This is a genomic window from Staphylococcus sp. SA22 (assembly GCF_054165785.1).
In genome coordinates this window covers 1-14,069 of sequence record NZ_JBSZQY010000027.1, presented here as the reverse complement: position 1 = coordinate 14,069, position 14,069 = coordinate 1, and the positions used below count along the sequence as shown (strand labels likewise).

Below are 14,069 nucleotides of genomic sequence, written 5' to 3'. Positions count from 1 at the left end.
AATAAGTGCAATTAGCGGGAATGTTAATGGCTCTTCTATGTGATTAGCATATATATGTCCTGCAATATGATGAACTGGAATAAGTGGCTTATCGTAAGCAAATGCCAATGCTTTGGCTGCATTAACACCTATTAATAACGCACCAATTAGTCCAGGGCCTTCTGTAACCGCTATGGCATCAATATCTTCCATTGATACATCGGCATCCACTAGAGCCTCGTTTATTGTTGTTGTTATACCTTCAACGTGATGTCTACTTGCCACTTCGGGAACGACACCGCCAAATCGTTTATGACTTTCAATCTGACTTAAAACTGTATTTGATAAAATATCTCTGCCATTTTTTATAACACTAACGCTTGTTTCATCACAACTTGTTTCAACAGCTAGTATTAATATATCTTTAGTCATTTAAATTCACCCACATAACCATTGCGTCCTCACCTTCACCATAATAATTTTTACGTTTACCACCATATTGAAATCCTAAATTTTCATATACATGTTGTGCCACTTTATTATTAACTCTTACTTCTAAACTCATCACATCACAAGTGTGACTTGCATAGTTTATTCCGTATTTTAAAAGCATTTGACCTAAACCATAGCCTCTATAATTATCATCGATTGCAACTGTCGTAATTTGAGCTTGATCGATAACAATCCATAAACCTAAATAACCAATAATTTGTTGTTCAAATTCTAAGATAAAATATTTCGCAAAGTTATTTTGCTCTATTTCATGATAAAATGCGTCAATTGTCCAAGAACTATCATTGAAACTCCGACGCTCAATATCAAAGACTTGTGGCACATCTTCTTTGGTCATCTCTCTAATGTTTAATTGTTCTTTTGACTGTTGATCCAATTTCGTTCCGCCTCAGCTAATTTATGGTATTTAGGAGTAAATGTATGTACGTCTGAAGGTTTATCTATCAATTGATACATGACTGATGCATTTGGTAGTTGCGCAATCACATCACCTTGTAATTCATCTTGTAATTTTACAGTATCTTTTCCAATATAAATAAATGGTTGGTTTAAATCTTCTAAAAAAGCTCGCAATGCTTCTATCGACATATATTGATCTTCTAAAATAGTCACTAATTGACCATTTTGCCACTGGAATATGCCTGTATAAACTGCTTGTCGTCTTGCATCAAACACAGGAACCAATAATTTATCAGTATGATCGATTGTTGATGCCAATGCCTTTAATGATGAAACACCATATAATTTAACATCTAACGCATACGCTAATGTTTTAGCAACAGTAACACCGATACGTAAGCCAGTATATGACCCTGGACCTTCAGCAACAATAATCGCATCTAATTGCTGTTTAGCTATTTTGCTCTGCTCAAATAGCTGACTAATCGCAGGCATTAATTGCACTGAATGATTTTGTTTAGAATCCGTAGTTATTTCAGCTAAAACTTCATCGTTTTGCATCAATGCTACTGATAATGGTTGATTCGATGTATCAATGAGCAGCGAATTCATGGATAATTGCCTCCTTAATTTGTTCATAATGTTCTCCTTGCGCGAACAACTCAATTTGTCTTGTATTTTCAGATATTGTTGAAATGTTAATAGATAAATGCGTCGCTGGAAGTAAATCTTTTATAAATTGACTCCATTCAATAACAGTAATTGCCTGATCTTCGAAAAATTCATCAAACCCTAAATCTTCATCAGAATCTTCTAAGCGATAACAATCCATATGATGCAATTTTAAATTTTTACCCCTATATGATTTAATGATGTTAAATGTCGGGGAATTAATCGTACGTCTTACACCAAGAGCTTTTCCTATAAATTGCGTTAACGTTGTTTTACCTGCTCCTAAATCTCCGTTAAGTAAAATCAAATCACCACTTTTCAATTGCTCAACTAAAAACATAGCAAAATGATTCATTTCATCTAAATTATTTATCTTTATCAATGTTGATTCTCCTATATTATGCTTTTCATTCATAAAAATGATTATCCATTGTTCAATCGTATTTAACTTTATATTTAACCTTTATATTGTAACAAATTTCAACTTAAATTTCTTATCTTTGAAACAGATTATCTCTTCAAAGTTAATTGTAAGAAAATTTAAAATATTTGTTGACATACTAAAGCAGATATAGTAAATTAAATTTATCAAATTTTTAGACAATTCTAACTATTAAAGTGATATATACCATTCACGGAAGGAGTATAATAAAATGCTTAATCAATATACTGAACATCAACCGACAACTTCAAATATTATTATTTTATTATACTCTTCAGGACTCGAACGTTAGTAAATATTTACTAAACGCTTTAAGTCCTATTTCTGTTTGAATGGGACTTGTAAACGTCCCAATAATATTGGGACGTTTTTTTATGTTTTATCTTTCAATTACTTATTTTTATTACTATAAAACATGATTAATCATTAAAATTTACGGGGGAATTTACTATGCGAAGCGACATGATCAAAAAAGGAGATCACCAAGCACCAGCAAGAAGTCTTTTACATGCCACGGGCGCGCTAAAAAGTCCAACTGATATGAACAAACCATTTGTAGCTATTTGTAACTCTTATATTGATATTGTTCCTGGACATGTTCACTTGAGAGAGCTTGCAGATATAGCTAAAGAAGCAATTAGAGAAGCCGGTGCCATTCCATTTGAATTCAATACAATTGGTGTTGATGATGGAATAGCTATGGGACATATCGGAATGCGATATTCTCTACCATCACGTGAAATTATTGCAGATGCAGCTGAAACTGTAATTAACGCTCATTGGTTTGACGGCGTATTTTACATTCCTAATTGTGACAAGATCACACCCGGTATGATTTTAGCAGCCATGAGGACAAACGTACCAGCTATCTTTTGCTCTGGTGGACCAATGAAAGCTGGCTTATCTGCACATGGTAAAGCATTAACACTTTCATCAATGTTTGAAGCTGTAGGTGCTTTTAAAGAAGGATCGATTTCTAAAGAAGAATTTTTAGATATGGAACAAAATGCCTGCCCTACTTGTGGTTCATGTGCTGGGATGTTTACTGCAAATTCAATGAACTGTTTGATGGAAGTTTTAGGTCTAGCATTACCATACAACGGTACTGCACTTGCAGTCAGTGATCAGCGACGCGAAATGATTCGCCAAGCAGCTTTTAAATTAGTTGAAAATATTAAAAATGATTTAAAACCACGTGATATCGTTACTCGCGAAGCAATTGATGATGCATTTGCACTTGATATGGCTATGGGTGGTTCAACAAACACAGTACTGCATACGTTAGCCATTGCCAATGAAGCTGGCATTGATTATGACTTAGAGCGTATAAATGCTATTGCCAAACGCACGCCATATTTATCAAAAATAGCACCTAGTTCATCGTATTCAATGCATGATGTGCATGAAGCTGGTGGCGTCCCAGCAATTATTAATGAATTGATGAAGAAAGATGGCACGTTACACCCAGATAGAATCACAGTTACTGGCAAAACATTACGTGAAAATAACGAAGGCAAAGAAATTAAGAACTTTGATGTCATTCACCCTCTTGATGCACCATATGATGCACAAGGTGGTTTATCTATCTTATTTGGTAATATCGCCCCTAAAGGCGCAGTTATTAAAGTTGGCGGCGTTGATCCATCTATCAAAACATTTACTGGGAAAGCAATTTGTTTCAATTCGCATGATGAAGCTGTTGAAGCAATAGACAATCGTACCGTTCGTGCAGGCCACGTCGTTGTCATTAGATATGAAGGACCTAAAGGTGGACCAGGTATGCCTGAAATGTTAGCACCTACTTCCTCAATTGTTGGTCGTGGCTTAGGTAAAGATGTTGCATTAATTACTGATGGTCGTTTTTCCGGTGCCACAAGAGGTATTGCAGTTGGTCATATTTCCCCTGAAGCTGCATCTGGTGGACCAATTGCCTTAATTGAAGATGGAGATGAGATTACTATTGACTTAACAAATCGTACATTAAACGTAAACCAGCCTGAAGATGTTCTGGCGCGTCGCCGAGAATCTTTAACACCATTTAAAGCGAAAGTAAAAACAGGTTATCTAGCTCGTTATACTGCCCTAGTAACTAGCGCAAATACAGGTGGCGTCATGCAAGTGCCTGAGAATTTAATTTAATTTATTTTTATATTGGAGATGGTTAAAATGTCTAAAACTCAACATGAAGTAAACCAAAATATTGACCCTTTAAAAATGGCTGAATCACTTGAACCTGAACAACTAAATGAAAAAACTTTAAATGACATGCGTTCAGGATCAGAAGTGCTAGTAGAAGCTCTACTTAAAGAAAATGTGGATTATTTATTCGGTTATCCTGGTGGTGCCGTACTACCTTTATACGACACATTTTATGATGGTAATTTAGCAAGACACGAACAAGGTGCTGTTCATGCTGCAGAAGGTTATGCACGTGTATCTGGTAAAACTGGCGTCGTTGTAGTTACAAGCGGTCCAGGTGCAACAAATGTAATGACAGGTATTACGGATGCACATTGCGACTCTTTACCTCTAGTTGTATTCACCGGACAAGTTGCTACACCAGGTATTGGTAAAGATGCATTCCAAGAAGCGGATATTCTATCTATGACTTCACCAATTACAAAACAAAATTATCAAGTGAAACGTGTTGAAGATATCCCTAAAATCGTACACGAAGCTTTCCATGTAGCTAATTCTGGACGCAAAGGTCCTGTAGTGATTGATTTTCCAAAAGATATGGGAGTTTTAGCTACAAATGTGGATTTATGCGACGAAATCAATATTCCAGGTTATGAAGTTGTTACAGAACCAGAAAATAAAGACATTGACACTTTCATCTCACTTTTAAAAGAAGCGAAAAAGCCTGTCGTATTAGCCGGCGCAGGTATTAATCAATCAAAATCAAATCAATTATTAACACAGTTTGTTAATAAACATCAAATCCCAACAGTTACTACTTTACTAGGTCTAGGTGCAGTACCTTATGAGGATACACTATTTTTAGGTATGGGAGGTATGCATGGTTCTTATGCTAGTAACATGGCATTAACTGAGTGTGATTTACTCATTAATTTAGGTAGCCGCTTCGATGATAGATTAGCAAGCAAACCAGATGCCTTTGCACCTAACGCCAAAATTGTACATGTAGATATTGATCCTTCAGAAATCAATAAAGTTATTCATGTAGATTTAGGTATTATTGCAGACTGTAAACGATTTTTAGAATGTTTAAATGATAAAAATGTTGAGACTATTGAACACAGTGACTGGGTTAAACATTGTCAAAATAATAAGCAGAAACACCCGTTTAAACTTGGCGAAGAAGATCAAGTATTTTGTAAGCCACAACAAACAATCGAATATATCGGCAAAATTACAAATGGTGAAGCAATTGTTACTACAGACGTGGGACAACATCAAATGTGGGCAGCTCAATTTTATCCATTTAAAAATCACGGACAATGGGTTACAAGCGGTGGTTTAGGAACAATGGGATTCGGTATTCCTTCGTCAATTGGTGCCAAATTAGCTAATCCTGATAAAACAGTCGTTTGTTTCGTCGGTGACGGTGGTTTCCAAATGACAAACCAAGAAATGGCACTATTACCCGAATATGGTTTAGATGTCAAAATCGTACTAATCAATAATGGAACATTAGGTATGGTTAAACAATGGCAAGATAAGTTCTTTAATCAACGCTTCTCACACTCAGTATTTAATGGTCAACCTGATTTTATGAAAATGGCAGAAGCATATGGCGTCAAAGGTTTCTTAATCGATAAGCCAGAACAACTGGAAGAACAATTAGATGCAGCGTTTGCTTATCAAGGACCAGCTTTAATTGAGGTTCGTATTTCCCCTACTGAAGCTGTAAACCCAATGGTTCCGAGTGGTAAATCAAATCATGAAATGGAGGGCTTATAATGACAAGAATTCTTAAATTACAAGTTGCGGATCAAGTCAGCACGCTAAATCGAATTACAAGTGCTTTTGTTCGCCTACAATATAATATTGATACATTACATGTTACACATTCTGAACAACCCGGGATTTCTAACATGGAAATTCAAGTCGATATTCAAGATGATACATCACTTCATATTTTAATTAAAAAATTAAAACAACAAATTAATGTTTTAACGGTTGAATGCTACGACCTTGTTGATAACGAAGCTTAATTTTAAGACAAAGGCAATGATGCGCTAATTAGTTATAGATATATCATAGGCTGCTAGTTAACATCTGCCACTATTACAAAGTTATATTTCAGAATTTTCGAAAAACAAAACATTTAATTATTTGGAGGAATTTATTATGACAACAGTTTATTATGATCAAGATGTAAAAACGGACGCTTTACAAGGCAAAAAAATTGCAGTAGTAGGTTATGGATCACAAGGCCACGCGCATGCACAAAACTTAAAAGACAATGGATATGATGTAGTCATCGGTATTCGCCCAGGTCGTTCTTTTGACAAAGCTAAAGAAGATGGATTTGATGTGTTCCCTGTTGCAGAAGCAGTTAAGCAAGCTGATGTAATTATGGTGCTATTACCTGATGAAATTCAAGGTGATGTATATAAAAACGAAATTGAACCAAATTTAGAAAAACATAATGCGCTTGCATTTGCTCATGGCTTTAACATTCATTTTGGTGTTATTCAACCACCAGCTGATGTTGATGTATTTTTAGTAGCTCCTAAAGGACCGGGGCATTTAGTTAGACGTACATTTGTTGAAGGTTCTGCTGTACCATCACTATTTGGTATTCAACAAGACGCTTCAGGTCAAGCACGTAATATTGCTTTAAGTTATGCAAAAGGTATTGGTGCAACTCGTGCAGGTGTTATTGAAACAACATTTAAAGAAGAAACAGAGACAGATTTATTTGGTGAACAAGCAGTACTTTGCGGTGGTGTATCGAAATTAATTCAAAGTGGCTTTGAAACATTAGTAGAAGCGGGTTATCAACCAGAATTAGCTTATTTTGAAGTATTACATGAAATGAAATTAATCGTTGATTTGATGTATGAAGGCGGTATGGAAAATGTACGTTACTCAATTTCAAATACTGCTGAATTTGGTGACTATGTTTCAGGACCACGTGTTATCACACCAGATGTTAAAGAAAATATGAAAGCTGTATTAACTGATATCCAAAATGGTAACTTCAGTAATCGCTTTATCGAAGACAATAAAAATGGATTCAAAGAATTTTATAAATTACGCGAAGAACAACATGGTCATCAAATTGAAAAAGTTGGTCGTGAATTACGCGAAATGATGCCTTTTATTAAATCTAAAAGCATTGAAAAATAAGATAGACCTACAATGAGGAGTTGTTAAATATGAGTAGTCATATTCAAATTTTTGATACGACACTAAGAGACGGTGAACAAACACCAGGAGTGAATTTTACTTTTGATGAACGCTTGCGTATTGCATTGCAATTAGAAAAATGGGGTGTAGATGTTATTGAAGCTGGATTTCCTGCTTCAAGTACAGGTAGCTTTAAATCTGTTCAAGCAATTGCACAAACATTAACAACAACGGCTGTATGTGGTTTAGCTAGATGTAAAAAATCTGACATCGATGCTGTATATGAAGCAACAAAAGATGCAGCGAAGCCGGTCGTGCATGTTTTTATAGCAACATCACCTATTCATCTTGAACATAAACTTAAAATGTCTCAAGAAGACGTTTTAGCATCTATTAAAGAACATGTCACATACGCGAAACAATTATTTGACGTTGTTCAATTTTCACCTGAAGATGCAACGCGTACTGAATTACCATTCTTAGTGAAATGTGTACAAACTGCCGTTGACGCTGGAGCTACAGTTATTAATATTCCTGATACAGTCGGCTACAGTTACCATGATGAATATGCACATATTTTCAAAACCTTAACAGAATCTGTAACATCTTCAAATGAAATTATTTATAGTGCTCATTGCCATGACGATTTAGGAATGGCTGTTTCAAATAGTTTAGCTGCAATTGAAGGCGGTGCGAGACGAATTGAAGGCACTGTAAATGGTATTGGTGAACGAGCAGGTAATGCAGCACTTGAAGAAGTCGCGCTTGCACTATACGTTCGAAATGATCATTATGGTGCTCAAACTGCCCTTAATCTCGAAGAAACTAAAAAAACATCGGATTTAATTTCAAGATATGCAAGTATCCGAGTGCCTAGAAATAAAGCAATTGTTGGCCAAAATGCATTTAGTCATGAATCAGGTATTCACCAAGATGGCGTATTAAAACATCGTGAAACATATGAAATTATGACACCTCAACTTGTTGGTGTAAGCACGACTGAACTTCCATTAGGAAAATTATCTGGTAAACACGCCTTCTCAGAGAAGTTAAAAGCATTAGGTTATGACATTGATAAAGAAGCGCAAATAGATTTATTTAAACAATTCAAGGCCATTGCGGACAAAAAGAAATCTGTTTCAGATAGAGATATTCATGCGATTATTCAAGGTTCTGAGCATGAGCATCAAGCACTTTATAAATTGGAAACACTGCAACTACAATATGTCTCTAGCGGCCTTCAAAGTGCTGTTGTTGTTGTTAAAGATAACGAGGGTCATATTTACCAGGATTCAAGTATTGGTACTGGTTCAATCGTAGCAATTTACAATGCAGTTGATCGTATTTTCCAAAAAGAAACAGAATTAATTGATTATCGTATTAATTCTGTCACTGAAGGTACTGATGCCCAAGCAGAAGTACACGTAAATTTATTGATTGAAGGTAAGACTGTCAATGGCTTTGGTATTGATCATGATATTTTACAAGCCTCTTGTAAAGCATACGTAGAAGCACATGCTAAATTTGCAGCTGAAAATGTTGAAAAGGTAGGTAATTAATTATGACTTATAACATTGTTGCACTACCTGGTGATGGAATCGGTCCAGAAATTTTGAACGGATCTCTATCATTGCTTGAAATTATAAGTAATAAATATAACTTTAATTATCAAATAGAGCACCACGAATTTGGTGGTGCCTCTATTGATACATTCGGCGAGCCTTTAACTGAGAAAACCTTAAATGCGTGTAAAAGAGCAGATGCTATTTTACTGTGTGCAATCGGTGGACCTAAATGGACAGATCCTAACAATCGACCAGAACAAGGATTATTAAAATTACGTAAATCATTAAATTTATTTGCAAATATACGCCCCACTACCGTTGTCAAAGGCGCTAGTTCTTTATCACCTTTAAAGCAAGAACGCGTTGAAGGTACAGATTTAGTTATAGTCCGTGAATTGACAAGTGGTATTTATTTTGGAGAACCTAGACATTTTAATAATCACGAGGCCTTAGATTCTCTTACTTATACAAGAGAAGAAATAGAACGCATTGTTCACGTAGCATTTAAATTGGCCGCTTCAAGACGAGGAAAACTAACATCAGTTGATAAAGAAAATGTATTAGCTTCTAGTAAATTGTGGCGCAAAGTCGTAAATGAAGTGAGTCAATTATATCCAGAAGTAACAGTAAATCACTTACTTGTTGATGCTTGTAGTATGCATTTAATCACAAATCCAAAACAATTTGACGTCATCGTTTGTGAAAACTTATTTGGTGATATTTTAAGTGATGAAGCTTCAGTGATTCCTGGTTCACTTGGTTTATCACCTTCTGCTAGTTTTAGTAACGATGGTCCAAGATTATATGAGCCTATTCATGGATCAGCACCAGATATTGCAGGTAAAAACGTTGCCAATCCATTTGGAATGATTCTATCTTTAGCGATGTGTTTACGTGAAAGCTTAAATCAACCAGATGCTGCAGATGAATTAGAACAACATATTTATAACATGATTGAACATGGGCAAACGACAGCAGATTTAGGCGGCAAATTGAATACTACTGATATTTTCGAAATTCTATCTCAAAAATTGAATCACTAAGGGGGAGATGTAAATGGGTCAAACATTATTTGACAAGGTGTGGAACAGACATGTGTTATACGGAAAATTGGGCGAACCGCAACTATTATACATTGATTTACACCTTATACATGAAGTTACTTCTCCTCAAGCATTTGAAGGACTTAGGCTTCAAAACAGAAAATTAAGACGCCCAGATTTAACATTTGCAACACTCGATCACAATGTTCCTACTATTGATATTTTCAATATTAAAGATGAAATTGCAAACAAACAAATCACAACATTACAAAAAAACGCCATAGATTTTGGGGTGCATATTTTTGATATGGGTTCTGATGAACAAGGTATTGTTCACATGGTAGGACCTGAGACAGGACTTACACAGCCTGGCAAAACGATCGTTTGTGGTGACTCTCACACAGCAACACATGGCGCATTTGGTGCTATTGCATTTGGAATTGGAACAAGTGAAGTTGAACATGTTTTCGCAACTCAAACGCTATGGCAAACAAAACCCAAAAACTTAAAAATCGATATTAATGGTACCTTACCAACAGGCGTCTATGCTAAGGACATTATTCTGCATTTAATTAAAACGTATGGTGTTGATTTTGGTACAGGCTATGCTTTGGAATTTACTGGCGAAACAATTAAAAACCTTTCAATGGACGGTCGAATGACTATTTGTAACATGGCTATCGAAGGTGGTGCCAAATACGGCATAATCCAACCTGATGATATAACATTTGAATATGTTAAAGGGAGACCATTTGCCGATAACTTCGCTAAATCAGTTGATAAGTGGCGTGAGCTATATTCTGATGACGACGCGATATTTGATCGTGTAATTGAACTTGATGTTTCAACATTAGAACCACAAGTGACATGGGGGACTAATCCTGAAATGGGTGTTAATTTCAGTGAACCATTCCCTGAAATCAGTGATATCAATGATCAACGTGCGTATGATTATATGGGGTTAGAACCAGGACAAAAAGCTGAAGATATCGATTTAGGGTATGTTTTCCTCGGTTCATGTACAAATGCTAGACTATCAGATTTGATTGAAGCTAGTCATATTGTTAAAGGAAATAAAGTTCACCCAAATATTACAGCTATTGTCGTACCAGGTTCTCGTACAGTAAAAAAAGAAGCTGAAAAATTAGGTCTAGATACTATCTTTAAAAATGCAGGATTTGAATGGCGTGAACCAGGATGTTCAATGTGTTTAGGCATGAATCCTGACCAAGTACCTGAGGGTGTACATTGTGCATCTACAAGTAATCGAAACTTCGAAGGACGACAAGGCAAAGGTGCTAGAACACATTTAGTATCCCCTGCTATGGCAGCAGCAGCAGCTATTCATGGTAAATTTGTGGACGTAAGAAAGGTGGTTGTTTAAATGGCAGCAATCAAACCTATTACAACATATAAAGGTAAAATAGTCCCTCTTTTCAACGACAATATCGATACAGATCAAATCATTCCTAAAGTACATTTAAAGCGTATTTCAAAAAGTGGCTTTGGTCCATTTGCTTTTGATGAATGGCGGTACTTACCTGATGGTTCAGATAATCCTGATTTCAATCCAAATAAGCCTCAATATCAAGGTGCATCCATATTAATTACTGGAGATAATTTTGGATGTGGTTCAAGTCGTGAACATGCAGCTTGGGCACTTAAGGACTATGGCTTTCATATTATTATTGCTGGAAGTTTCAGTGACATTTTTTATATGAATTGTACAAAAAATGCAATGTTACCAATTGTTTTAGAAAAAAATGCACGTGAACATCTTGCGAAATATGTTGAAATTGAGGTCGATTTACCAAATCAAACTGTGTCATCACCAGACAAGAGTTTCCATTTTGAAATTGATGAAACTTGGAAGAATAAACTTGTAAATGGCTTAGATGACATTGCAATCACCCTACAATATGAATCATTAATAGAAAAATATGAAAAATCACTTTAAGGGAGTTGAATATTATGACAGTCAAAACAACAGTTTCTACGAAAGATATCGATGAAGCATTTTTAAGACTTAAAGATATTGTCAAAGAAACACCTTTACAATTAGACCATTACTTATCTCAAAAGTATGATTGTAAAGTTTATTTAAAACGAGAAGATTTACAATGGGTACGTTCTTTTAAATTAAGAGGTGCTTACAACGCTATTTCTGTTTTATCAGATGAAGCTAAAAGTAAAGGTATTACATGTGCGAGTGCAGGTAATCATGCTCAAGGTGTTGCCTATACAGCTAAAAAACTTAATTTAAACGCTGTTATCTTTATGCCAGTCACTACACCTTTACAAAAGGTAAATCAAGTAAAGTTCTTTGGAAATAGTAATGTTGAAGTTGTACTCACTGGTGATACATTTGATCACTGTTTAGCTGAAGCTTTAACTTATACAAGTGAACATCAAATGAACTTTATAGATCCATTCAATAATGTTCATACAATTTCTGGACAAGGTACGCTTGCTAAAGAAATGCTAGAACAAGCAAAGTCTGACAATGTTAACTTTGATTATCTATTTGCCGCAATTGGTGGTGGCGGTTTAATTTCAGGTATTAGTACCTATTTTAAATCCTATTCTCCCAACACAAAAATTATCGGAGTTGAACCTTCAGGTGCTAGTAGTATGTATGAATCTGTTGTCGTAAATAATCAGGTTATCACATTACCTAATATCGATAAATTTGTCGATGGAGCTTCTGTAGCCAGAGTTGGCGATATTACTTTTGAAATTGCCAAAAAAAATGTAGATAACTACGTACAAGTAGATGAAGGTGCTGTATGTTCAACAATTTTGGATATGTATTCAAAACAAGCAATAGTAGCAGAACCCGCTGGCGCTTTAAGTGTAAGTGCGCTTGAAAACTATAAAGATCATATTAAAGGTAAAACAGTGGTTTGTGTCATTAGTGGTGGTAATAATGATATTAATCGAATGAAAGAAATTGAAGAACGTTCATTACTATACGAAGAAATGAAGCATTACTTTATCTTAAATTTCCCTCAACGTCCAGGTGCATTGAGAGAATTTGTAAATGACGTATTAGGACCTCAAGACGATATTACTAAATTTGAATACTTAAAAAAATCTTCTCAAAATACAGGTACTGTCATTATTGGTATTCAACTTAAAGATCATGATGATTTAATACAACTCAAACAACGTGTAAATCATTTCGATCCTTCCAATATTTATATTAATGAAAATAAGATGTTATATTCATTGTTAATTTAACACATATTAAGAAAAGCAGTCATAAATTGATTTCTAATTGAAATCATCTTATGACTGCTTTTTATTATGCTTTACATTATTGAGGTTGCACGCTTTGTATACCATCGTATATTTCTTTGAGCCTAAAGTCTTCTTCATTCCCCACCCCATTATTTATATTTTGAATGGCAGTTGAAATTACTTTGTCATAAATAGCCTTCTCACTTTCTGGTAAATTATGTCGTGGTATACTCATCAAAGCATATGCTTTTTGTTTATCTTGTATGTTTTCTATACGGTTCTTCTTATTATTAAAATTCTCATTAGCTTCACTACCATTATTATTAATATTATGCGTGTTTTCTTTTTCATGTTTGTTTTCTTGCATATGATTCGGGACTTCTGACTTATTTTTAGCATCTGCAGGAAAATATATTTTATATGCAAAAAATCCACACACTATCAATGAGCATACAAATAAAAAAGTTAACATCGTACCAATAAATATTTTCAAATCCGTTCTCCTTTCAACCATTCATTCTTACATGTATATTTAGTATTTAAAAATCCTTATAGTCTCGATTTGCCTGGCAACGTTCTACTCTAGCGGAACGTAAGTTGGCTACCATCGTCGCTAAAGACCTTTCTTGACTTGTGACAATCGCTTGCTTCTTTCCTCTCCTTCGGCTCTCGCTTACTCATTTAGCTCTACTAAACTCGTTGCGCTCTTTTCTCGTTTCGTCAGATTCAAACGTTTTCACTTCGTCAAGCCATTTTTCTTTGTGTTAACTTTTTACTATGTAACTTTAGACATAAAAAAAGAGACCTTGCGGTCTCAACTTGCCTGGCAACGTTCTACTCTAGCGGAACGTAAGTTCGACTACCATCGACGCTAAGGAGCTTAACTTCTGTGTTCGG

At 35.2% G+C, this 14,069-nt stretch carries 14 protein-coding genes and 1 pseudogene; 10 read left to right on the top strand and 5 right to left on the bottom strand.

What is annotated here, in order from left to right; translation table 11 throughout:
* The 4 genes and pseudogenes from ACXQH5_RS13470 to tsaE form a co-directional block, all read right to left on the bottom strand.
* Positions 1 to 411: pseudogene (locus ACXQH5_RS13470) on the bottom strand (tRNA (adenosine(37)-N6)-threonylcarbamoyltransferase complex transferase subunit TsaD); the annotation flags it as partial.
* Positions 404 to 868, bottom strand: coding sequence for a ribosomal protein S18-alanine N-acetyltransferase (gene rimI / locus ACXQH5_RS13465; RefSeq protein WP_000372754.1), 465 nt, complete (start codon positions 866 to 868; stop codon positions 404 to 406). The gene rimI and the pseudogene ACXQH5_RS13470, both read right to left, overlap by 8 nt.
* Positions 841 to 1,503 carry a tRNA (adenosine(37)-N6)-threonylcarbamoyltransferase complex dimerization subunit type 1 TsaB gene (gene tsaB, locus ACXQH5_RS13460; RefSeq protein ID WP_001086746.1) on the bottom strand — a complete coding sequence of 221 codons (663 nt, stop codon included), beginning with the start codon at positions 1,501 to 1,503 and terminating at the stop codon, positions 841 to 843. Before tsaB ends, rimI begins: the two co-directional genes overlap by 28 nt.
* Complete coding sequence (gene tsaE / locus ACXQH5_RS13455; RefSeq protein WP_000590795.1) at positions 1,484 to 1,945, bottom strand: tRNA (adenosine(37)-N6)-threonylcarbamoyltransferase complex ATPase subunit type 1 TsaE; 462 nt, start codon at positions 1,943 to 1,945, stop codon at positions 1,484 to 1,486. The genes tsaB and tsaE overlap by 20 nt, the downstream gene beginning before the upstream one ends.
* A gap of 37 nt (positions 1,946 to 1,982) precedes the next feature.
* On the opposite strand from tsaE, the gene ACXQH5_RS13450 reads away from it, so the two are divergent.
* From ACXQH5_RS13450 to ilvA, 10 genes are all read left to right on the top strand, one after another.
* The gene (locus ACXQH5_RS13450) at positions 1,983 to 2,138 is read left to right on the top strand and encodes a hypothetical protein (protein WP_031845069.1); all 156 of its coding nucleotides are present in this window, start codon (positions 1,983 to 1,985) and stop codon (positions 2,136 to 2,138) included.
* Positions 2,139 to 2,455: 317 nt separating this feature from the next.
* A complete protein-coding gene (ilvD, locus tag ACXQH5_RS13445) occupies positions 2,456 to 4,144 on the top strand; it encodes a dihydroxy-acid dehydratase (RefSeq protein ID WP_001255780.1) in 1,689 nt (562 codons plus the stop codon).
* A 27-nt stretch (positions 4,145 to 4,171) separates the two neighbouring features.
* A complete protein-coding gene (gene ilvB, locus ACXQH5_RS13440) occupies positions 4,172 to 5,929 on the top strand; it encodes a biosynthetic-type acetolactate synthase large subunit (protein ID WP_458067613.1) in 1,758 nt (585 codons plus the stop codon).
* Entirely contained in the window at positions 5,929 to 6,183 is a 255-nt protein-coding gene (locus ACXQH5_RS13435) for an ACT domain-containing protein (protein WP_000196911.1), read from the top strand. Before ilvB ends, ACXQH5_RS13435 begins: the two co-directional genes overlap by 1 nt.
* A gap of 136 nt (positions 6,184 to 6,319) precedes the next feature.
* The gene (gene ilvC / locus ACXQH5_RS13430) at positions 6,320 to 7,324 is read left to right on the top strand and encodes a ketol-acid reductoisomerase (protein WP_000214552.1); all 1,005 of its coding nucleotides are present in this window, start codon (positions 6,320 to 6,322) and stop codon (positions 7,322 to 7,324) included.
* 29 nt (positions 7,325 to 7,353) lie between these two features.
* Positions 7,354 to 8,883 carry a 2-isopropylmalate synthase gene (locus ACXQH5_RS13425; RefSeq protein ID WP_000094585.1) on the top strand — a complete coding sequence of 510 codons (1,530 nt, stop codon included), beginning with the start codon at positions 7,354 to 7,356 and terminating at the stop codon, positions 8,881 to 8,883.
* Positions 8,884 to 8,885: 2 nt separating this feature from the next.
* Positions 8,886 to 9,932 (top strand): 3-isopropylmalate dehydrogenase, encoded by a 1,047-nt coding sequence (leuB, locus tag ACXQH5_RS13420; protein ID WP_000221932.1) that lies wholly within the window; start codon positions 8,886 to 8,888, stop codon positions 9,930 to 9,932.
* Positions 9,933 to 9,945: 13 nt separating this feature from the next.
* On the top strand, positions 9,946 to 11,316 hold the full coding sequence (gene leuC, locus ACXQH5_RS13415) for a 3-isopropylmalate dehydratase large subunit (protein ID WP_000531828.1): 1,371 nt from the start codon (positions 9,946 to 9,948) through the stop codon (positions 11,314 to 11,316).
* On the top strand, positions 11,317 to 11,889 hold the full coding sequence (gene leuD / locus ACXQH5_RS13410) for a 3-isopropylmalate dehydratase small subunit (RefSeq protein WP_000718958.1): 573 nt from the start codon (positions 11,317 to 11,319) through the stop codon (positions 11,887 to 11,889).
* A 14-nt stretch (positions 11,890 to 11,903) separates the two neighbouring features.
* On the top strand, positions 11,904 to 13,172 hold the full coding sequence (gene ilvA, locus ACXQH5_RS13405; protein WP_000216850.1) for a threonine ammonia-lyase IlvA: 1,269 nt from the start codon (positions 11,904 to 11,906) through the stop codon (positions 13,170 to 13,172).
* Positions 13,173 to 13,248: 76 nt separating this feature from the next.
* On the opposite strand, the gene ACXQH5_RS13400 is transcribed toward ilvA, so the two are convergent.
* Positions 13,249 to 13,665 carry a hypothetical protein gene (locus tag ACXQH5_RS13400; protein WP_000688534.1) on the bottom strand — a complete coding sequence of 139 codons (417 nt, stop codon included), beginning with the start codon at positions 13,663 to 13,665 and terminating at the stop codon, positions 13,249 to 13,251.
* Positions 13,666 to 14,069 lie beyond the last annotated feature (404 nt).